This is a genomic window from Pectobacterium hainanensis (assembly GCF_046237015.1).
GTDB lineage: Bacteria > Pseudomonadota > Gammaproteobacteria > Enterobacterales > Enterobacteriaceae > JBJYIN01.
The window spans coordinates 73,407-95,094 of sequence record NZ_JBJYIN010000020.1 but is presented as its reverse complement, the minus strand read 5'-3'; the positions used below and the strand labels follow the sequence as shown (position 1 = coordinate 95,094).

The 21,688-nt window shown below is 46.6% G+C and carries 17 protein-coding genes; 4 read left to right on the top strand and 13 right to left on the bottom strand.

The features are described from left to right. On the bottom strand, positions 1-3,220 hold a 3,220-nt coding region (locus ACKPVM_RS17935), incomplete at its 3' end, for a retention module-containing protein (protein WP_409311163.1). A 406-nt stretch (positions 3,221-3,626) separates the two neighbouring features. Here ACKPVM_RS17935 and ACKPVM_RS17930 point away from each other — a divergent pair. From ACKPVM_RS17930 to ACKPVM_RS17920, 3 genes are all read left to right on the top strand, one after another. Continuing rightward, on the top strand, positions 3,627-4,979 hold the full coding sequence (locus ACKPVM_RS17930) for a TolC family outer membrane protein (protein ID WP_409311162.1): 1,353 nt from the start codon (positions 3,627-3,629) through the stop codon (positions 4,977-4,979). A 128-nt stretch (positions 4,980-5,107) separates the two neighbouring features. Continuing rightward, positions 5,108-7,312 carry a type I secretion system permease/ATPase gene (locus ACKPVM_RS17925; RefSeq protein WP_409311161.1) on the top strand — a complete coding sequence of 735 codons (2,205 nt, stop codon included), beginning with the start codon at positions 5,108-5,110 and terminating at the stop codon, positions 7,310-7,312. Continuing rightward, positions 7,299-8,663, top strand: a complete 1,365-nt coding sequence (locus tag ACKPVM_RS17920; RefSeq protein WP_409311160.1) for an HlyD family type I secretion periplasmic adaptor subunit — start codon at positions 7,299-7,301, stop codon at positions 8,661-8,663. Before ACKPVM_RS17925 ends, ACKPVM_RS17920 begins: the two co-directional genes overlap by 14 nt. A 285-nt stretch (positions 8,664-8,948) precedes the next feature. Here ACKPVM_RS17920 and ACKPVM_RS17915 read toward each other — a convergent pair whose 3' ends face one another. Together ACKPVM_RS17915 and pdeH are read right to left on the bottom strand one after the other, a co-directional pair. Then, positions 8,949-10,463, bottom strand: a complete 1,515-nt coding sequence (locus tag ACKPVM_RS17915; protein WP_409311159.1) for a sensor domain-containing protein — start codon at positions 10,461-10,463, stop codon at positions 8,949-8,951. A 780-nt stretch (positions 10,464-11,243) separates the two neighbouring features. Continuing rightward, a complete protein-coding gene (gene pdeH, locus ACKPVM_RS17910) occupies positions 11,244-12,035 on the bottom strand; it encodes a cyclic-guanylate-specific phosphodiesterase (RefSeq protein WP_409311158.1) in 792 nt (263 codons plus the stop codon). Between the two features lie 492 nt (positions 12,036-12,527). Here pdeH and ACKPVM_RS17905 point away from each other — a divergent pair, with 492 nt between their 5' ends. Further along, on the top strand, positions 12,528-12,788 hold the full coding sequence (locus tag ACKPVM_RS17905; protein ID WP_409311157.1) for a YfhL family 4Fe-4S dicluster ferredoxin: 261 nt from the start codon (positions 12,528-12,530) through the stop codon (positions 12,786-12,788). 6 nt (positions 12,789-12,794) lie between these two features. Here ACKPVM_RS17905 and acpS read toward each other — a convergent pair whose 3' ends face one another. The 10 genes from acpS to rseA all read right to left on the bottom strand — a co-directional run bounded on the left by acpS (position 12,795) and on the right by rseA (position 21,688). Then, on the bottom strand, positions 12,795-13,175 hold the full coding sequence (acpS, locus tag ACKPVM_RS17900) for a holo-ACP synthase (protein WP_409311156.1): 381 nt from the start codon (positions 13,173-13,175) through the stop codon (positions 12,795-12,797). Continuing rightward, on the bottom strand, positions 13,175-13,906 hold the full coding sequence (gene pdxJ, locus ACKPVM_RS17895) for a pyridoxine 5'-phosphate synthase (protein ID WP_409311155.1): 732 nt from the start codon (positions 13,904-13,906) through the stop codon (positions 13,175-13,177). Before pdxJ ends, acpS begins: the two co-directional genes overlap by 1 nt. Positions 13,907-13,980: 74 nt before the next feature. Next, positions 13,981-14,718, bottom strand: a complete 738-nt coding sequence (recO, locus tag ACKPVM_RS17890) for a DNA repair protein RecO (protein WP_409311154.1) — start codon at positions 14,716-14,718, stop codon at positions 13,981-13,983. Positions 14,719-14,729: 11 nt separating this feature from the next. Continuing rightward, entirely contained in the window at positions 14,730-15,635 is a 906-nt protein-coding gene (era, locus tag ACKPVM_RS17885; RefSeq protein ID WP_409311153.1) for a GTPase Era, read from the bottom strand. Next, positions 15,632-16,312, bottom strand: a complete 681-nt coding sequence (gene rnc, locus ACKPVM_RS17880; protein ID WP_409311152.1) for a ribonuclease III — start codon at positions 16,310-16,312, stop codon at positions 15,632-15,634. Before rnc ends, era begins: the two co-directional genes overlap by 4 nt. 262 nt (positions 16,313-16,574) lie before the next feature. Next, positions 16,575-17,525 (bottom strand): signal peptidase I, encoded by a 951-nt coding sequence (lepB, locus tag ACKPVM_RS17875; RefSeq protein ID WP_409311151.1) that lies wholly within the window; start codon positions 17,523-17,525, stop codon positions 16,575-16,577. A 16-nt stretch (positions 17,526-17,541) separates the two neighbouring features. Continuing rightward, positions 17,542-19,341 carry a translation elongation factor 4 gene (gene lepA / locus ACKPVM_RS17870; protein ID WP_409311150.1) on the bottom strand — a complete coding sequence of 600 codons (1,800 nt, stop codon included), beginning with the start codon at positions 19,339-19,341 and terminating at the stop codon, positions 17,542-17,544. 276 nt (positions 19,342-19,617) lie between these two features. Further along, positions 19,618-20,088 carry a SoxR-reducing system protein RseC gene (rseC, locus tag ACKPVM_RS17865; RefSeq protein ID WP_409311149.1) on the bottom strand — a complete coding sequence of 157 codons (471 nt, stop codon included), beginning with the start codon at positions 20,086-20,088 and terminating at the stop codon, positions 19,618-19,620. Continuing rightward, positions 20,088-21,041, bottom strand: coding sequence for a sigma-E factor regulatory protein RseB (rseB, locus tag ACKPVM_RS17860; RefSeq protein ID WP_409311148.1), 954 nt, complete (start codon positions 21,039-21,041; stop codon positions 20,088-20,090). Before rseB ends, rseC begins: the two co-directional genes overlap by 1 nt. After that, positions 21,041-21,688, bottom strand: a complete 648-nt coding sequence (gene rseA / locus ACKPVM_RS17855; RefSeq protein WP_409311147.1) for an anti-sigma-E factor RseA — start codon at positions 21,686-21,688, stop codon at positions 21,041-21,043. The genes rseB and rseA overlap by 1 nt, the downstream gene beginning before the upstream one ends.

The following is a 21,688-nucleotide window of genomic DNA, read 5'->3' as shown; positions in this document are numbered from 1 at the left end:
AGCTGCCGTCCGCATGCACGGTGACCTGAACAGGCTGCCCGTTCAGGGTCGCCGTCGGGGTACCGATATCGGCGGCATCAATCTGCCCACCGAGGGTAAAGCTCAGCGTGGTGGCGTTGTTCACCGGCTGGCTCAGCGCAATCTCAAAGCTCGCCGTGCCGCCTTCGTTGACCTCACCCGCGTCGCCCACCGTCAGCACCGGCACATCGGCACCCGGATTTGGGTTAGTCGGATCGGTGCTGTCCAGATCGACAATGGTCGCCGAGCCGCTGTCGGTAATGCCCGCCGGCAGCGGGGTGCCGCTGGCGGTACTGCCACTCAGGGTGGCGTTCAGGCTAAAGTTTTCCCGGCCCTCGAACACGCCGTCATCCACCGTCGGCACACTCACCACGATGCCACCGGTGGTGCCCGCCGGCACCGTCAGGCTGTAGCTGCCGTCCGCATGCACGGTGACTGGCAGCGGCTGCCCATTCAGGGTCGCCGTCGGGGTACCGATATCCCCCGCATCAATCTGCCCGCCCAGGGTAAAGCTCAGCGTGGTGGCGTTATTCACCGGCTGGCTCAGCGCAATCTCAAAGCTCGCCGTGCCGCCTTCGTTGACCTCACCCGCGTCGCCCACCGTCAGCACCGGCACATCGGCACCCGGATTTGGGTTAGTCGGATCGGTGCTGTCCAGATCGACAATGGTCGCGCTGCCGCTGTCGGTAATGCCCGCCGGCAGCGGGGTGCCGCTGGCGGTATTGCCACTCAGGGTGGCATTCAGGCTAAAGTTTTCCCGGCCCTCGAACACCCCGTCATCCACGGTTGGGACGCTCACCACGATGCCACCGGTGGTCCCGGCCGGTACCGTCAGGCTGTAGCTGCCGTCTGCATGGGCCGTCACTTCCACCGGCTGACCATTCAGGGTGGCCGTCGGGGTGCCGATATCGGCGGCGTCAATCTGCCCGCCCAGGGTAAAGCTCAGCGTGGTGGCGTTATTGACCGGCTGGCTCAGCGCAATCTCAAAGCTCGCCGTGCCGCCTTCATTCACCTCGCCCGCGTCGCCCACCGTCAGCACCGGCACGTCCGCGCCCGGGTTCGGCTGGGTCGGATCGGTGCTGTCCAGATCGGTGATGATCGCAGTCCCTTCCCCTTTAATTCCTTCTGGTAATTTAGTTCCGTTAGCCGTTTCACCTTCCTGTGTCACTACTAATTTGAAATGCTCTTTGCCCTCAAAAACACCATCATCTTTGGTCGGCACGAGAACAACCACACCATCGACTGTATTAGCAGGAAGTTCAAAGCTGAATGAGCCATCACCATTGACCGTAACCTGAACCTGAATACCACCGATCTCCACCACAGGTGGCACATCGATATCAGCATCGTTTGTATCACCATGCTCAAGTTTCAACGTAATTGTCGTCGTGTTATCGACAGGTTTGCCAAACGTCACGTTGAATGCGCCGGTATCCCCTTCATTAATGACTACGTTGCTGACCTGGATTTCAGGTACATCGTTATCTAAAACCGTTGTCGTAACAGGATCGCCATGTGTCAGATTTTCATAATTACCACCGGAACTGCTATCAATCCCCACGCTTTGTGCAATATCGCCCTGTACCAGTGCATCATCGCCCCGCACAGGATACGTAACAGAACCTTCCGTTTGTCCAACAGGAATTGTGATGGTCTGACCATTGGTTAATTTGATGATGAGATCGGTATCTTGAGGCGGGTGCTCCACCTGTGCAGTAATGGTGATATTTTCACCTTCAGTAACGCTATCGGGGCCTTTCAGAGTGATTTTGGTGATATCCCCGTCGTCCACTACCGTGGTGGTGGTCGTGCCGGATGTATCCAGCCCTTCATAATTACCGCCGCTCGTGCCGTCAATGCTGAGCGTGATCGGCTCGTCGCCCTGCGTATAGGCGTCATCGCTGCGCGTGTCGATCGCCACTGTGCCACTGCTTTCGCCCACCGGGATGGTGATCTGTGCGCCGTTGCTCAGGGTGATCAGCAGCGGGCTGCCGGTTACCGGGGCTCCCACCGTGGCGGTCACGGTAAACTGCCCGCCTTCGTTCACCGTCGGCTCAGAGCTCAGGGTGATTTTGGTCACATCCCCGTCGTCCACTACCGTGGTGGTGGTCGTACCGGACGTATCCAGCCCTTCATAATTACCGCCGCTCGTGCCGTCAATGCTGAGCGTGATCGGCTCGTCGCCCTGCGTATAGGCGTCATCGCTGCGCGTGTCGATCGCCACTGTGCCACTGCTTTCGCCCACCGGGATGGTGATCTGTGCGCCGTTGCTCAGGGTGATCAGCAGCGGGCTGCCGGTTACCGGGGCTCCCACCGTGGCGGTCACGGTAAACTGCCCGCCTTCGTTCACCGTCGGCTCAGAGCTCAGGGTGATTTTGGTCACATCCCCGTCGTCTACTACGATGGTTGTTGTCGTACTACTTGAATCCAGATTGGTGTAATTCCCCCCCGTAGTGGTATCAATACCAATATTTACGGGTTCATCGCCTTGGCGATAAGCGTCATCATCGCGGGTATCAATCACCACGGAACCATTGGTTCCACCAACAGGAATGGTTATCACTGACCCGTCTGTCAGCGTAATCACCAACGGGCTTCCCGTGACCGGGTTGTTCACCGTCGCAGTGACGGTAATTTTCCCACCCTCAACAACCCGCCCATCAGAACTCAGTGTGATTACATCATTATTTTCCGTAGGAGACTGAGGTTGAGTGACCAGTAACGATTGAGAGTCAATCCCATCCGTCTCCACTATTCCATTTGTCGCAAAATCAATTCCTGCGGTCGGGTAACCTGCCGTCGGATCAACAATCTGTCCGGTTAAATCAAGAACAACTGCCGTATGGCTCCCACCGCCATCTCCCGCTTCACCTACATCGGCGTTACCCGCAGCGGTCGCTTCTAATACTTGCGTCGGGTCAGCACCTTGAGCAATTGCATCCTGTAGTGCCGCAACCTCATCAACCGTCTGAGAACTATTTTCAGAGGTCACATCCCCACTATCACTCCACTGACTGTTTCTCCCCACATCCAGTGAACGACCATCAGGCAATGTAATCGATACCGAGCCATCTCCGCCGGTAATAACTTCTTCTCCACGATAAATTTTATCGCCTGCGACTAATAAACGCTGTGTGCCATCCAAAGAGATAACAAAGACTTGTCCGATAACAAACTTAATGATACCGATCACGTTATTCATAGAGTTTACCTTTGATATATAGTTATTTTTTCTTCAATACAGATTTTAATAACGGGGAAGCCTTCATCATCCTGATGAATAAAATCGCGATGTAGTCCTTGATATGAATGGGATAAATACAGTCAAAAATCTCCGAGCCTAAACGTCAATCACTTGACTCGCTGAGCATTATCATAAAGAATTCGGAATATTCTTTCTACAAACTTTATTACAAAAAAGAAACAGATGCCTCACCTAGATTGCTCGATGAGTAGATAATTACACATCCTATTGATATTTAAAGAAATTAATATTTATTGGTTTAATTAGCCATGAAATATTTATAATTAAGAATAATCACAAAACTAAGTTTGTAGATTAAGAATAATCACAGAACAATAGACATATCATAAAGGAAAATAACATTATGACTCCGGCATATCGTTCCATCCTTATACCTTTAGGGATTTTCATCGCACAACCTTCTATTGCTGCAACATTAGAAGAAACAATAAAGCATTCTATTAGTGCCCACCCGGAAGTGAATGCAGCGGTGAACAGTCGTTTGTCTGCCGATCACGATCTACGAGCGGCTCAAGGTGGTTATTTACCTTCCGTGACATTAAATGCGGGGACCGGGCATGAAGAAACGGACAGCGCATCAACGCGAGCCAGCGGCAACCACAAAGTTGGCTTACATCGAAGTGAATCCAGCATTAATATGCAACAGATGATTTTTGACGGTTTCGCCACCTCCAGTGAAGTTGGCAGACAACGGGCAACCGTCAACTCCCGCGCATTCAGAGTGCTTAACACGGCGGAAAGCGTAGCGTTAAATACCGTTCAGGTTTACCTGGATGTATTGCAACGACAAGAGTTTGTTAAGCTGGCCGAAAATAATCTCGCCAACCATGAACGTATTTACGATCAAATCAAACTTCGTAGTTTGCAAGGGGTTGGTCGCCTTGCCGATATGGAGCAGGCTGAAGCCCGTCTGGCTCAAGCCCGGAATAACCTGCTAACCGAGCAGACTAATCTTGATGACGCTAAAACGAATTACTACAGTGTGACAGGTACCGAACCTGATAATTTATCTTTACCCAATGCATCCATATTGACGCTCCCCGCCTCACAAGAAGAGGCTCGCCGGATTATGCTGGCAAACAACCCTATACTGAAATCTGCCGAATCGGATATTTCAGCCACCGAACAACAATATCAGGCGGCGAAATCCAGCTTCTACCCCAGAGTAGACGTAGAATTAGCACGCAGTATGGATAATAATCTGGATGGTACTCGCGGACATAGCAACGAATGGCAGGCTATGGTGAAAATGCGCTATAACCTTTATGAAGGTGGAAGCAACAAAGCGAATGCTGAAGCAAAAGCCTACCAGATCAAAGAAGCGCAAGATATCCGGAACAATACATTACGGCAGTTGAATGAAGAGCTACGCTTAGCTTGGTCGGCGTTGGATAATGCGCGTAAGCAGATCCCCATTGCTGCCGAGTATGCGGACCGCAGCATGAAAGTTCGCACCGCTTATCAGAAACAATTCAGTATCGGTGAGAGAACCTTGCTAGATTTATTAGATAGCGAGAATGAATTGTTAACAGCACAGCGTCGTTTGGTAGAAGTACAGTTTATCGAACGTTTTACGGCATATCGCATCAAAGCCAGAATGGGAGACTTGCTCCGTAGCCTTTCCATCACCAGCCCAACAGCAGCACAAAGTTTGGATAACGTCACGGCAAAAGCAGAATTGCCGTCGTTAAACTAACATTAAGCATGAAAAAACCGATAACTCGTTTGCTTATTGGGACGTTTTATCTTGAAGTCTGCTGTCATCTCTTCGTGTTATTAAGGATGACTGCAGCAACAATATGAAGTAAGGAAAAGTTCCGTTAAATGAAGTTGCATTCGGTACAAGATGAAAGTAGCAACCCTGACGAAACGGTTGTCCATGAATCTATCATCCATGAAAACAGCGATCCTCGCAGTCGCCATGATGACCCATTATTGGATGGCCTCCTGATTCTTTGTGCTCTACAAGGAAAATCCGCCAGTCGCACGACGCTAACAGCCGGGCTTCCACTTGCCAACCAGCGTCTTCCTGCGAAATTGCTACCCAGAGCAGCTGCCCGAGCCGGTTTACAAGGTCGGGTGCTTAAGCGTCCGTTGAATAAAATTCCCGCGATGTCACTACCAGCCATGTTGCTACTACGCGAGGGAAGAGCCGCGATTCTGCTAGGCTGGAATGACGATGGCAGCGCTCGTATTATGCCGAGTGAAACGGAAGGCGGTGAAATTGCTGTCGATCACAATACCTTGCAACAAAACTACCTTGGGTTGGTCATGTTCGCCCAACCTCGCCATCGATTTGATATCCAACATAACTCATTAATTCCACGGACGAAATCCTGGTTCAAAGATACGCTTAAGCTTTCGCGTTTCCTGTATCTGGATGCTGTGCTCGCCAGCTTGCTGATTAATATCATTGCGCTGGCGACGCCATTATTCGTTATGAATGTTTATGACCGGGTCGTCCCCAATCAGGCTACGTCTACACTATGGGTACTGGCCATTGGTATTACTGGCGCATTTATTTTTGATTTGATATTGAAAACCCTGCGTGGACTCTGTCTGGACATGGCGGGGAAAAAAACCGACCTGATCATATCTGCGACATTATTTGAACGCATTACCGGTATGTCGATGAAGTCCAGGCCAGCGCGCGTCGGTAGTTTTGCACAAAATATTCATGAATTTCAGTCTCTCAGAGATTTTCTCTCTTCATTGACACTGACCACTCTGATTGATTTCCCTTTTACGCTATTACTTCTGTTGGTGATCGGAATCATCGGCGGCCCACTCGTTTGGGTCTCCATACTCGCCTACCCCATTGCTCTACTAACCAGTTGGGCGCTGCAAAAACCTCTATCCGCCACAATTGAAAAGACAATGCATCTCGCCAGCGAACGCCAGGCTACGTTGATTGAAACCTTAAGCGGTTTGGATGCCATAAAGGTCAATAATGCCGAAAGCGAGCGGCAGCACCAATGGGAACAAACCATTGGCAGTCTCAGTAAATTGGAACTGCGGGCAAAAGCACTGTCATCGCTAGCCGTTAACCTGACATTATGGTTTCAGCAGTTTGCCGGTGTAGCCATGATCGTCGTCGGCGTTTATTTGTTAATTAACGGCAAGCTCAGTATGGGTGGGCTGATAGCCTGTTATATGTTGAATGGTCGGGCATTGATGCCGTTAGGCCAGCTTTCCGGGTTAGTCAGTCGCTATCAGCAAGCTCGTTTGACGATGACGACAACAGAACACATGATGCAATTACCGCAGGAACGCAGCGATAACGAACGCCCACTCAAACGCGAGAGTATCCGTGGCGGTATCGAATTTCGTGATGTGACCTTTAATTATCCCGACCAGCGGAATAGCTCGTTGCAAGGCATCAACCTTAGTATTAGCCCCGGTGAAAAGGTTGGGATTATCGGTCGAAGCGGTTCGGGCAAAAGTTCACTGCAAAAATTGATCGTTAACCTTTACCAGCCTTCGACGGGTAATCTCCTGATCGATGGCGTTGATATACGTCAATTAGATGTCAGTGATTTAAGACATAACATCGGTTACGTCCCACAGGATATCCAGTTATTTAGCGGCACACTGAGAGATAATTTAATCAGCGGGGCGCGCTATGTTGAAGACGAGGCAATGCTGTTGGCGGCAGAAATTGCTGGCGTGAATGAATTCGCCCGTCTGCATCCCGATGGTTATAACCTCCAGGTTGGTGAACGTGGTCAGCAACTTTCTGGTGGTCAGCGCCAAGCCGTGGCATTGGCCAGAGCACTCTTACTCGATCCCCCCATTTTAGTGTTTGATGAACCCACCAGTTCAATGGACAACACCAGTGAAGATCACTTGAAACATGTTCTGGTTCCCGTATTGGCAAATAAAACACTGCTTCTGGTGACACATCGGGTATCGATGCTGGCGTTGGTCGATCGTTTGGTCATCGTTGATAAAGGCCGCATTATTGCAGATGGTCCAAAAGCTATCGTAATGGACGCCTTGAAGAAAGGACAAATCAATGCGTCTCGCTAAATATATTAAACGCATCAAACACTATTTTTCCGGCGATGATAATCAGGAGAATCTCCAGACTATGCCGGAAGTTAGCCGTGCCATGATTGAAGACTCCCCCAGAATTGCCCGTATTACACTGTGGGCTATTGGTGCTTTCTTTCTGTTTTTCATTCTATGGGCGGCATTTGCTGATATTGATGAAGTCACCAGAGGCGATGGAAAAGCTATTCCCTCATCAAGATTACAAAAAATTCAAAACCTGGAAGGCGGCATTGTTACAGAACTCTTTATTCATGAGGGACAAGTCGTCAAGGCTGGCGACCCGCTACTACGTTTGGACGATACCCGTTTTGCTTCAAACGTCGGGGAGACAGAGGCTGATCGACTGGCACTCATATCAAGAATTGAACGCCTGAATGCCGAGGTTAACGATCGTGAATTAACCTTGTCAGAATTAGTGACGAAACAAGCACCTGAAGTCGCAAATGGTGAGCGTGAACTTTATAACAGCCGCCGCCAACAATTTCATAACGAAATATCCGGTCTTGAAGAGCAGTTAGTTCAACGCCGCCAGGAATTACGGGATTTTTCCGCCAAGCAAGTTCAGTTTCGTAATAGCCTGAATTTGCTACAACAAGAAATCAGGATGTCGGAACCGCTGATTGCCGAAGGCGCTATTTCTAAAGTCGAAGTGTTGCGTCTGAGACGAGCTGAAGTTGAAACCAAAGGGCAGCTTGATTCAATCATATTGTCGATACCACGGGCAGAATCGGCAGTAAAAGAAATCGAAAATAAGATAGAGGAAACCCGTGGGCGCTATAAAAGCGAAGCGTTATCACAGTTGAACGAAGCGCAAACTAATCTGAACAAAATTACGGCGACCGGAAAGGCGTTAGAAGATCGGGTAAATCGTACTTTAGTTGTCTCTCCTGTACGCGGGGTTGTCCAGCAAATTTTGGTTAACACCATTGGCGGCGTTATTCAACCAGGCAGTGATTTGGTCGAAATTGTGCCATTGGATGACAAGCTTTTAGTTGAAGCCAAAATTCGCCCACAAGATATTGCTTTTTTACACCCCGGCCAGGAAGCCATCATTAAATTAACCGCATACGACTACACTATTTATGGTGGATTAAAAGGGCAACTGGAACAAATTAGCCCCGATACCGTTACAGACAAAGAAGGGAATAGTTTTTACGTCATCCGATTACGTACTGATAAAAACTATCTAGGGACAGCCGAAAAACCGCTCCTTATTATTCCCGGCATGGTGGCATCAGTCGATATTATTACCGGAAAGAAAACGATTCTCAGTTATCTTTTAAAACCAATCATTCGAGCAAGAGCAGAAGCATTGCGGGAAAGATAAAGTCAATCCCGATGATTCACTTAAATAAGCGATGATTCGGGTGACTGAAAAAACAGTCAGGATGATATTCGACGCCAGAAATCTTATTGCCGAAATAATGCAGAAGAAAAGCAGACTGAATTGTATCGTCAACGCACATTCAATATATATTCTTAATAATTCAAGTTTCAGTACACAACGTTAACGTTTTAAACAACACAATAATTAGTCCGCCATGGCAGAAATTCCAGGTGAACTGAGTAACGAACACCGTTACGCACACGCCATTTGAAGCATGACGATATATTAATGATTATCGATGTCATGATAAATTTGAGTCTGGCTACGACCAATCGCTTTTGCCTGATACATCGCTGAATCAGCATTAATGGCTAATGTCAAAGAATCGGTGCCATGTTCTGGGTAAAGTGCGATACCAATACTGCAAGATATATCCAGTTTTTTCCCTTCAATTTCGAATGGCTTATTTAAAGCGTTATGTATTTTATCCGCAACGTATAATGTATTATCGATTTCTTTAATCCCCTGCAAGAGAATAATAAACTCGTCGCCACTGCGGCGATATACGGTATCGGAATCTCTCACGGCACCACGCATACGTGCCGCTGCTTCTTTTAAAAGTAAATCGCCGACGGCATGACCAAAAGAATCATTGATTTGTTTAAATTTATCCAAATCAAGAAACATAAGAGCAATTTTCCTTCCTGTCTGTTTAGACAATAGGATCGCTTGTTCCATTTGTTCAGCAAAGGTTAACCCATTTGCCAATGAGGTGAGTGAGTCATAATGCGCCAATTGACGGTAGTGCTCCTCACTTCGGCGCAACATATCGATCGCCCGATAGCGTTCGATGGCGACAGAAATAAGTTGTGCTGATTTTTCAATAGAAAAAATCTCATCTTCTGTCGGAACATAGACTTTTCTGTGATACACACTGAGTACGCCCAGTATTTCCTTATTCTGACCATAAATCGGCTCAGACCAACATGAACGTAAACCTGCATATAATGCTAAACCTTTATGGAGAGACCAGTCTGGGTGAACCGAAATATCATCTGCGATGACACGCTTTCCTGTATATGCGGCCGTTCCGAATGATGCAACGCCATCGGCGATCTTGACATTATGGATAGCATTTTTATAGAACCCAGGCAAACTCGGTGCCGATCCTAATGTCAGACATTTTTTATCTTTATCGACCAACAATACAGAGCAAACAATACGACCAGGATTTTTCTCTTCGACGCTAAATATAATGGCATCAAGAATATCTTTCAGTGGCGCCCCGCTCGACAGCAATTCTAATGCCCGGTTATAGGAATTATCATGATGCTCTTTTGATTTCCTCTCCGTAATATCCAGTTTCACCCCAACATATTGAGTTGAATTGCTCGCTTTATTATATATTTTTACAATATTGGCTTTTTCCCAATAGAGTTGTCCGTCCTTGCGACGGTTAACAAACTCCCCACTCCAGATTTCCCCCTTGTTTATCGTCGTCCACAGTTCTTCATAGACACTCGCATTAGTCATCCCGGAGTTCAATATATTCGTTTTTTTACCAATCACTTCATCTAGTGCATAGCCAGACATGGTAATAAACTGTCGGTTCACATAGATAATCTCGCAATTTTCGTCGGCAATCATAATTGATGCAGGGCTGTATTCTGCCGCAAAGAAAATCATGTTTAAAAAATCTTGCTTTTTTTGCTCACTAGTAAACTTTTGTTTAATTTTTCTATTTTTTATAGTAGAAAGTAGTAGTAGCAATAATAACAAGGTTATTATAATTTCATACACAATAACACTCTCCTCAGGCCCGAGTGGTCCTGATCGTACAAATCATGGCATTGATGACGAAAAATCCCGGTAATAAATCCCTATCCCGTTGATTTGCAGGATTGACACATTTCCGGAGAGCAGAAAGGATGAAAGAAAAAATGCTCCACATAGCTGGAGTGTTCAGATACATAGGAACGTCAACATAAAGCCCCCGCATGTGACTGTGCGTAATTAAAAAGAACGAGATCAAAGAGTGTCTTAATTGAATATGAGTAATTGTTTACATTATAAGTATTGTTAATAGCATAAAAAATATTTCACTAAACATATGGTGATATATTCTGAACATCAATTTTTTGTAAGCAAATCAATTATACCAATAAGTATCATTCTTTTAATCAATAAAATCTATCACAAAATGATTTTCGATCGTTAGTAGCGAACGCTACGAATTTTTATCATTAAAAATCATAATGTTAAAAATATCGCCATTCTCTTTAACCATTTATATACTGAAAATACAGATACACCGTCCAAAACGGGTACAAATTCCACTATTTTAATTTAAATCAACACAAAAAACTAAACTCATGACGTTAGCAGGAATAAAACAACAGAATAATGAATTCCATCGGAAATTACCTTGTTTTTCAGCTATAAATATCAATTATTTTGCAGAACGTGCTTTGTAAGATAAAAAAAGTTATAGAGAGGTATTTAATTCAGAAAGCAGCGAAAAACGAAAAGTTAACGAGGAATCGGTTATATCAAAATGATACGCTAGTCTCGCACCCATTCCTAAAGTTCTAACGCTAATGTTTCAAAATTGTCAAACGGTTGAGGGCGAGAAAGGTAGTATCCTTGGGCAGCATCGGCATGAGAAGCTTTGACGATCGCCCACTCTTCTTTTGTTTCAATTCCTTCAATCACGACAAAATTGCAAAACCGGGTAAGTAACGCGATTAATGCGGGGAACACTTCACGCCCTTCTCCGCTCTGCTGTAACAAAGTAAAGAGCTCCCGTGCTACTTTAATACAGTCATATTGAGCCAGCATTAATGACGAAAAATTCGCCATACCGCACCCGAAATCGTCTAACCAAAGAGACTGAGCCTCGGGAAGTATAGTCAACGTTTCCTTTGGTAGCCCTCCCTGATTTTCCACCATTTCAAAACGAATCCAGGGCATGGAGGAAATCAGTCGTTTTGCTTCACGGCTTTGTTGCAAAGCCAGTAATGTCATCCCATCAATATTGACTGACGCAAGCAGTTCTTCGCGAAGAAAACGTAAATGCCAACGGGATAATAGTTGTAATTGTTCCACAATAATCTGTAAACGCGCCTCAACATCAATATTGGCGAAGTATTTTTCAGGTGAGATAAGTTTTTGCGGTAAGGTAAGAGAAGAAACAGAGGTAAGCAACTCAATTGCCATCAGTTTGCCTGACGTTCGATAAATTGGCTGAAAAGTATACCGTCGCTGGCATTCCCGCCAATAATCAACGTGTAACGAATCAGAGCTCCCTTGATGGGAAAACAAGGGCCCAAACTGATCCAGATCACCTTCCTGCCGCACTATGAGTTCCGCCATTGGACTGACACTTATTAGTTATGAGAATTATATCATACGCATGTATATCGTTATCGACGTCTCAGAGACAAACTTTATTGGTGATAATCATTAAATCCATACTGATTAATGAATCAAAATAAGAAGATCTCTATCACAACCAAATTAATTTACCTTACTAATCAATAAACTATCATCACCATAATAAAAAAAACCAACTGAGCGCTTTCAGTCTAAAGGATTGCGTCGACGTCAATGTAATGAACAAATAGTAATTTTGCCCTGTAACTTGTCCATTTATCATCAATCTGTTCAAGGTTGTAAAAATGTTATTTTTGGTGACGAACTTGTTCCTATTTACTCACAGCAAGTGACAGTTTATGTCAGAAATTTATTTCACTGCTGATATTATTTATTCCGCATGTAATTGCTATTTCTCTTTTTATTATGCGTGTTTAAACACGCGTCAACAGGTATAATTTGCGCCCCGCTTATGAGACAAAAAAGACGACCATGGCATTGCTCATCACCCATAAATGTATCAACTGTGATATGTGTGAACCAGAGTGTCCTAATCAGGCCATCTCAATGGGTATGGAAACTTATGAAATTGATGTGGATCGGTGCACAGAATGCGTAGGACACTATGACACACCCACCTGTCAAAAAGTCTGCCCTATTGATAATACGATTGTGAAAGATCCTGCCCATCTAGAGAATAGCGAGCGGTTATGGGAGAAATTTGTCTTAATGCACCATGCTGACAGCCTATAAGTGTCACTAACCTTCAAGAATGACCGTCGCACAGGCGTAACGACGTTCATCGGCCAGAGTAAGGTGAACACCTTTTACCCCCATGCGCTCGGCCAGCTGCTGTGCATTCGCAAAAAAACGTAGACAAGGCTTACCTAGTTCATCATTGAATACTTCAAACTGTGCAAACGCCAACCCGTTACGAATTCCCGTACCAAACGCCTTTGCCGCAGCTTCTTTGGCCGCAAAACGCTTAGCGAGAAAACGAATCGGTTGCTGATGCTGCTGATATTGCAACCATTCCATATCCGTTAAGATTCGGCGAGCTAAACGCTCCCCGCTTCTCTCGACTATCGATTCAATGCGTTCAACCTCTACAATATCCGTGCCTAACCCAAGAATCGACATTAGCGACGTGCATCCTTCATTAAACGCTTCATTTCCGCAACCGCTTCACTTAAGCCGCTCATCACTGCACGACCGATAATGGCATGGCCAATATTTAACTCATGCATTTCCGGTAACGCCGCGATGAGTTGCACATTATGGTAGGTTAACCCATGACCAGCATTCACCTTCAGCCCTCGGCTCGCCGCATACTTAGCCGCATCACGGATACGCTCAAACTCCTGCTGGCGAGTACTGTCACTCTCCGCATCCGCATAGGCACCGGTATGAATTTCAATGTAAGGTGCACCGCTTGCCACAGCGGCATCAATCTGGCGTACATCGGCATCGATAAACAGAGAAACGAAAATACCAGCCTGTGTTAATCTGGCGACAGCATCATTCATTTTCTCTTGCTGGCCTGCAACATCAAGGCCACCTTCAGTGGTGACTTCCTGGCGTTTCTCTGGTACCAGGCAACAAAAATGCGGTTTAAGCTCACAAGCAATTTGCAGCATTTCTTCTGTTACCGCCATTTCCAGATTCATGCGGGTTTGAATAGTTTCTCGCAAAAGACGTACGTCGCGATCGGTAATATGACGGCGATCTTCACGTAGGTGGACAGTAATACCATCAGCACCAGCCTGCTCGGACACAAACGCAGCCTGAACCGGATCCGGGTATGCCGTTCCTCGGGCATTACGCAGGGTGGCGATATGATCGATATTAACGCCCAGCAATAATTCAGCCATAACCAATCCTCAAAAAAAGTCTTGCTCGGCAGTTTACACTGATGTGTTGGTTTCTGGGTACAAGAGGAATCGTATTATTTATCAGAAGACATGGTCTTGGATGCATGAAGCCCAGGAACAAATTGGCGAAATAGCTCCCGACTTTTCAGCGGACGACCGCCAAGGTAGGGTTTTAATGCCATACGGGTAAAACGTTTAGCCGCTCGTAGTGTTACTACGTCAGGAAACTCACGCGATGCGAGTGCACGTAATTCATAGCCCGTAAAACTATGATGATCAACAATCAGGCTAGCGATAAACCCTTTTTCCTCTCGATATCGATACGTCATGGTATCGGATACAGGCTCACCACTCCCTGCGCAATGAAGAAAATCGACGCCATATCCAAGATATCCCAATAATGCCAATTCAAAACGACGCAGAGCAGGCTCAGGAGAAGAATCAAGAGAAGCAAGCTGTTGTAAACATTGTAGATAGTCAAAAAAGAGTGCAGAGTAATTGGTTTCATGCTCCAACACTCGTGCTAATAACTCATTGACGTATAGACCGCTGTAGAGCAGGGAACCAGAAAGAGGAAGAGCTAATGAGACAGGTTCCGCATTACGCAGCGTTTTCACTTCACCTTTGCCACTCCAGCGAACCAACAGTGGCGTGAAAGGTTGTAAACACCCTTTAAGATTGGAACGCCGAGCCCGAGCCCCTTTTGCCAGTACCCGAACCCGACCATCACTTTCACAGAACAAATCCAACAATAGACTCGTTTCGCTATAAGGTCGCCCATGCAAAACAAATGCGCGTTGCCAGCCTTCCATCGGCGTGGACCTTACAAGTCTTCACTGTAGCCCAGGCTTCTCAAAGCCCGTTCATCATCGGCCCACCCTGATTTCACTTTCACCCACAGTTCGAGATGAACTTTCGCTTCAAACATCTCTTCCATATCATGGCGGGCTTCTGTACCAATCGTTTTGATTTTAGAGCCCTTATTCCCAATGACCATCTTTTTCTGGCCTTCACGCTCAACAAGAATTAAGCCATTAATATCATATCCGCCACGCTCATTAGTGACAAAGCGCTCAATCTCTACTGTGACGGAATAGGGCAACTCTTCACCCAGAAAACGCATCAGTTTTTCGCGAATGATTTCCGAAGCCATAAAACGCTGTGAACGGTCAGTAATATAATCTTCCGGAAAGTGGTGCTCAGCCTGCGGTAAATGCTTACGCACAATACTTGCGACCGTATCAACATTCGTCCCCTTTTCCGCAGAAATCGGGACAACATCCAGAAAATTCATCTGCTGACTAATGAATTGAATATGGGGTAGCAACTTCGTTTTATCGGTAACGTTATCGACTTTATTGATGGCTAAAAGGACAGGATGTTTCTGATCCTTCAGCTTATTCAATACCATTTCATCGTCGGCGTTCCAATTTGTCCCTTCCACAACGAAAATAATCAGCTCAACATCGCCGATAGAACTGCTTGCTGCACGGTTCATTAAACGGTTAATTGCACGTTTTTCTTCAATGTGTAACCCTGGGGTATCCACGTAAATTGCCTGATAAGGCCCTTCCGTATGAATCCCCATAATACGATGACGCGTTGTCTGAGGCTTGCGTGATGTAATCGAAATTTTCTGCCCCAACAACTGATTCAATAAGGTTGATTTACCAACGTTAGGCCGACCAACAATCGCGATAAAACCGCAGTGTGTCTGTTCTTCGCTCATTCAAGCTCCAGTTTTTTCAACGCTTGTTCTGCCGCAGCCTGTTCGGCCTTTCGGCGGCTAGAACCGGTACCAATTACCGATTCATCAAAACCACTAACCTGACAGTGGATCGTAAACTCCTGATCGTGCGCCTCACCACGAACCTGGACCACCAGATAAGTTGGTAGCGGTAGATGACGCCCCTGCAAAAACTCCTGCAACCGCGTTTTGGGATCTTTTTGCTTATCACCGGGGCTAATTTCATCCAACCGACTTTGATACCAGTTAAGAATCAAACGTTCGATAGTTTGAATATCGCTGTCGAGAAAAATGCCGCCAATCAATGCTTCCACCGTATCGGCAAGAATGGACTCCCGACGAAATCCCCCGCTTTTTAATTCACCAGGGCCAAGGCGCAAGCACTCACCCAATTCAAATTCACGCGCAATTTCTGCCAGCGTGTTCCCCCGCACCAGCGTTGCTCGCATTCGGCTCATATCCCCTTCGTCAACCTTAGGGAACTGGTGGTACAGCGCGTTCGCGATAACAAAACTGAGAATGGAATCACCCAGAAACTCGAGCCGCTCATTGTGCTTACTACTGGCACTACGGTGTGTCAGAGCCTGTAGCAAGAGTTCATATTGCTGGAAAGTATAGCCTAGCTTTCTTTGTAAACGATTTATCAGGATGGGATTCATGTGTTACCAATAGATCAACGATGCGTCAAAAACAGCAGCATACGGAACAGCCCTGCATGATTTAATCAGCCAAAACTGTTTCGTTTGCATCGGCTCCCGACAGGGAACCTGCGTTTATTCTTTCAAAAAGAGCATTTCGAAAATAATGTCACGAGAAATATTCTACAACGGGCAGCACAATAAAGCTGCCCGTTTATACTCATCATACTTCAAGTTGCGTATTGGCTTCCCGCAACTCGGGTTATTTAGTATATCGCTTTGATTAATGAATACCACCAATACGGCTTAATCGAACGCCAGTAGGCCATTCACCTTCCTGCTTCTCAAAGCTCATCCAGATAGCCGTTGCTTTACCAACAAGGTTTCTTTCAGGTACAAATCCCCAATAGCGGCTATCGAGACTATTATCACGGTTGTCGCCCATCATGAAATAATGCCCTGCTGGCACCACCCACGTAGCCAGTTGCTGCTGCGCCTGTTGGTAATATCCACCCAACTGATCCTGTACTCCCGGAACAACCAGAATATTATGCGTAACATTGCCCAGCGATTCTTTGCGAGCGCCCATACGTATGCCATCAGAATAATCTTCGCTCGCAGGGATCTGATAAAAACCGCTGCGTGACGCCAGACCCGGCTGATTAAATGTCTGCACAAAATCACTCGGCTGCACATTGCTATACGTTACGGCCAATGCTTTATCGCACGATTGCTGTGCACTACAGTCAGGACTAATTGTCACTTGCTTGGTCATCGGGTTATAACTGACCCGATCGCCAGGCACACCGACAACTCGCTTAATAAAGTCTACTTTTGGGTCGGATGGATATTTAAATACCGCCACGTCGCCACGCTTTGGATGCCCAGTTTCAATTAACGTACGTTGAGTAAAGGGCTCTTTAATACCGTAAGCGAATTTCTCTACCAGTATAAAATCGCCAATCAGCAACGTCGGCATCATTGAGCCAGAGGGAATTTGAAAGGGTTCATAAATAAATGAACGCACAACCAAGACCAGTGCGACAACTGGAAATATTGATGCAACAGTTTCAATCCATCCTGGTTGCTGGGCCGCTTTTGGCAAAGCAGCCAATTCATTCGATGTCACCAACTTTTTCCGGCGCGCAGGTGCCCATACAAAACGCTCCAAACACCAGACAATACCGGTGACAAGCGTCACCAATGCCAAAATCACGGCAAACATATTGGCCATGCCAACTCCTCAGGATTTATTTGTTGTCTTTGCCAACGTGCAAAATGGCCAAAAACGCTTCCTGCGGTAACTCTACGTTACCCACTTGCTTCATACGTTTCTTACCATCTTTCTGTTTCTGCAACAGTTTCTTCTTACGGCTAACGTCCCCGCCGTAGCATTTCGCCAACACGTTCTTACGTAACTGCTTAACGGTCGAACGAGCAATAATGTGGTTACCAATTGCCGCTTGAATCGCAATGTCAAACTGCTGACGTGGAATAAGATCTTTCATTTTTTCCACCAGATCGCGCCCACGATACTGAGAATTGTCTCTGTGCGTAATCAGTGCCAATGCATCGACTCGTTCGTTATTAATTAACACATCAACACGAACCATGTCAGAGGTCTGAAAACGTTTGAAACTATAATCGAGCGATGCATACCCACGGGAAGTCGATTTCAAACGATCAAAGAAATCCAATACGACCTCAGCCATAGGAATTTCATAGGTCAACGCCACCTGATTGCCGTGATAGACCATGTTCGTCTGGACGCCGCGCTTCTCAATACACAACGTAATGACATTACCCAAATATTCCTGAGGTAGCAGCATGTGACATTCAGCGATCGGCTCACGCAATTCCTGGATATTATTAAGCGGCGGTAGTTTGGAGGGGCTATCAACATGGATAACCTCCTTTGCTGTCGTTTCTACTTCATAGACAACCGTCGGTGCCGTAGTAATCAGATCGAGATCGTATTCACGTTCAAGACGTTCCTGAATGATCTCCATATGCAATAAGCCCAGGAAACCACAACGGAAACCGAAACCAAGAGCAGTGGAACTTTCTGGCTCATAAAACAAGGAAGCATCGTTCAGACTCAGTTTCCCCAACGCATCGCGGAAAGCTTCATAATCATCGGAGCTAATGGGAAAAAGCCCGGCATAAACCTGAGGTTTTACCTTTTTAAAACCCGGTAACGCTTTTTCCGCAGGTTGACGGGCCAAGGTCAACGTATCGCCAACGGGCGCACCCAAAATATCTTTGATAGCGCAAACCAACCAGCCAACTTCACCACAGTTCAATACATCACGATCGATCTGCTTGGGGGTAAAAATGCCCAAACGTTCAGCGTTATAAACTTGGCCGGTACTCATTACCTTAATTTTGTCACCTTTTCGCATCGCACCATTTTTAATCCGTACTAACGATACAACGCCAAGGTAATTATCAAACCAAGAGTCAATAATCAGCGCCTGCAACGGCGCATCAGCATCTCCCGTCGGAGGAGGAACATCACGGACTAAACGTTCCAGTACATCAGGCACGCCCACACCCGTTTTGGCAGAGCAGCGCACAGCATCCGTTGCATCAATGCCAACGATATCTTCAATTTCCTGGGCAGCACGATCGGGATCGGCCGCAGGCAAATCAATTTTATTCAGAACGGGGACGACTTCCAGATCCATGTCCAACGCGGTATAACAATTCGCCAATGTTTGCGCTTCAACCCCCTGCCCCGCATCAACCACCAGCAACGCGCCTTCACAGGCCGCCAGCGAGCGAGAAACCTCGTAAGAGAAGTCAACGTGTCCTGGGGTGTCAATGAAGTTTAACTGATAGGTTTGGCCATCCTGTGCCTTATAATCCAGCGTAACGCTCTGCGCTTTGATCGTAATACCGCGCTCGCGTTCCAGATCCATGGAATCAAGAACCTGCGCAGCCATTTCACGTTCCGTTAAACCACCGCAAATCTGAATAATACGATCGGATAATGTCGACTTACCGTGGTCGATATGGGCAATAATGGAGAAATTTCGTATATGCTTCATTATAAAAATTTTTCTACCTTGATATTCCTGAAATTCTTGCCGATGGGCATGCGCATTGGGTAAAAACAGCCGCGATGTTATTTCACCCGAACGCAGCATTCTACATGCCAAAAGAGCGAAAACCTAGTCATGTCCCGCTCATTACCCTCAATTATGAGGGATTTATTCAGAATGACGACAGCGCAAAAAAGAGGGAAATTAACAGATGATAGTTATTGAAAATAACGGCGGCTAACCCAAGTCAATTGATCATACCTGCCCTAAATAAAATACGGCCTATGACTGAGTCGCTGTTTGAATGTGTAAAACTTCACCGGGTAGCGCGATTTGCAGGATGACAGGCTCATAGCGATGTGATCTTCCCAGCCGGACCGACCAATACTTCACCAGAAAGAAAAACAGACCACCGCCCGCAAACGCACCGATAATCGCGGATAACTCCGTTCCCAGAAGTGCCTGAAATAATGCCGAGCCGGTGAATACCCCCAACAAAGGCAGCAAATAAACCATCACCGCCGAACGCAACAAACTCGCCTCAGTAATCCCTAACTCAATACGTTGCCCAACTTCAAGAGGTTGCTCACAGGGCACGGTCAAAAGATGTTCGGCAGGCGCACCAAGCTGATTCAGCAATCCCGTTCCACAGCTCGAACGAGACTGACAGCCACTGCACCCTGAACGCTGCTCACACCGCAGAACAGCCATTCCATTATGCCATGACACCACCGTGGCCCACTCTTTAATCATTACTGTGCCTTCTGGATAACGTTATCTGCAATGCGTTTAGCCGTCGCCGGCGGTATTTCGCCGACAACCGTAATCTCGTAATCATTACGCACTTCCGTATGTATTGAACGTCTCCCTATGCGTATAGCCTGTTCAGGACGAACATCCTGCGAAAGGTTAACATTGATCGAAAAGCTAAATAGCCCGTCACTGTATAAACGCGTCTCTACTGGCAGATTCGTACCTGGCGATATTCTACGGCTATGTGAAACTTCCTTCATGCCTATCGGTAGCCATTCAGCACGCCAAGTGAAATTAACATCTTCTGGGGTAGAGGCGGACAACAACGGAGGGAGATCAATGTTCTCTAATGGTTTCAATGCATTAGCAATATCATTATCAATAATCAATGACGTTACCAGAAACTGCTCCAGACGTTCACCATTACGATCCTGTAAATCAATCCGTAGGGGCAGTTTGGATTCAGCATCAATCCAGACAGCATAGCTATAACGCGTCGCATCTCTGGAAATAATTCGAATCCCCACAGCTAAACGATCGGCAATACGCACTCGCCCGTCCGCAGGAACAAAATCGTAGTACATCGCAAGTTTTTTAAAATCGGCGTAAACCAGAGCAGGCAAAGAATCCACAATGTGATCGCCCGCTAACGTAAAAGATTCCAGACCGGAATCAAAATAGCTGATTTCGTTGCCACGTTGGACGATCTCACGTCTTGGCCCGTCCATAAACACCAATTGGGCCAGAGAATGATTGTTAAACACGGCATGCCGATATCTGACAGACTCGAACCCCTGTTGAGTGATATTAATAAAAGAGAGTTCGTAGTTTAATGCTCGACTGGCACCATTCATCTGTTGCAACAACGCCCCGGACTCTGTATGAGCCGGGGCGATGGTGGAATAAAACAGACTGCCAATCAGCAAACAGGCGGCAAACAAAACACGCTTCATTACCGAGGCTGAGTTCCTAATGATTGAGTTCCAGGGACTTGAACAGCAGCCTGCTGATCGTCGTGTTGCTGTACCTGATCGGCATGCAAGCGGCGTTGCAGTTCATAGTCCTGCAAAATAGCATTGAGGCGATTGCGCTGTGCATCAGATTTTTGCTGCCCGTTATGAGCAGACACGCTATCCGATGGCGTTCCCAAACTAACCGGAGAGGCCGTTCCCAACGCTGGCAATGTGCGGAATAAGCCAGATTCGTTCATACCATCAGACACATCCGGGCGGTTATAATTCTGCACACCGACAATGACAGCCAGCGACACACAGGCAGCAACGCCGACCTGAGTTAATTGGCTCGCCCAAGGACGAACTTTATGCCAAAACGGCATTTGAGGCCAAAGCGCAGGGTGTGGCTGAGATTCGGGTTGCGCCTGAGGAACCAAACGGACAGGTTCCTTTTCAATCGCAGCAGCAACACGAGAAGCGATATCAAGATGAATCACGTTTTCATCAATATCACCTCGCAACGTATCGCGAATCAGATGATAACTTTGCCAACTTTGCTGCAGTTTGTCATCGCGAGACAAGACATTAAGCAGTTCAGAATCGACTGTCTCACCATCCATTAAAGCGGAAAGCTTCTCTTTCTGCAT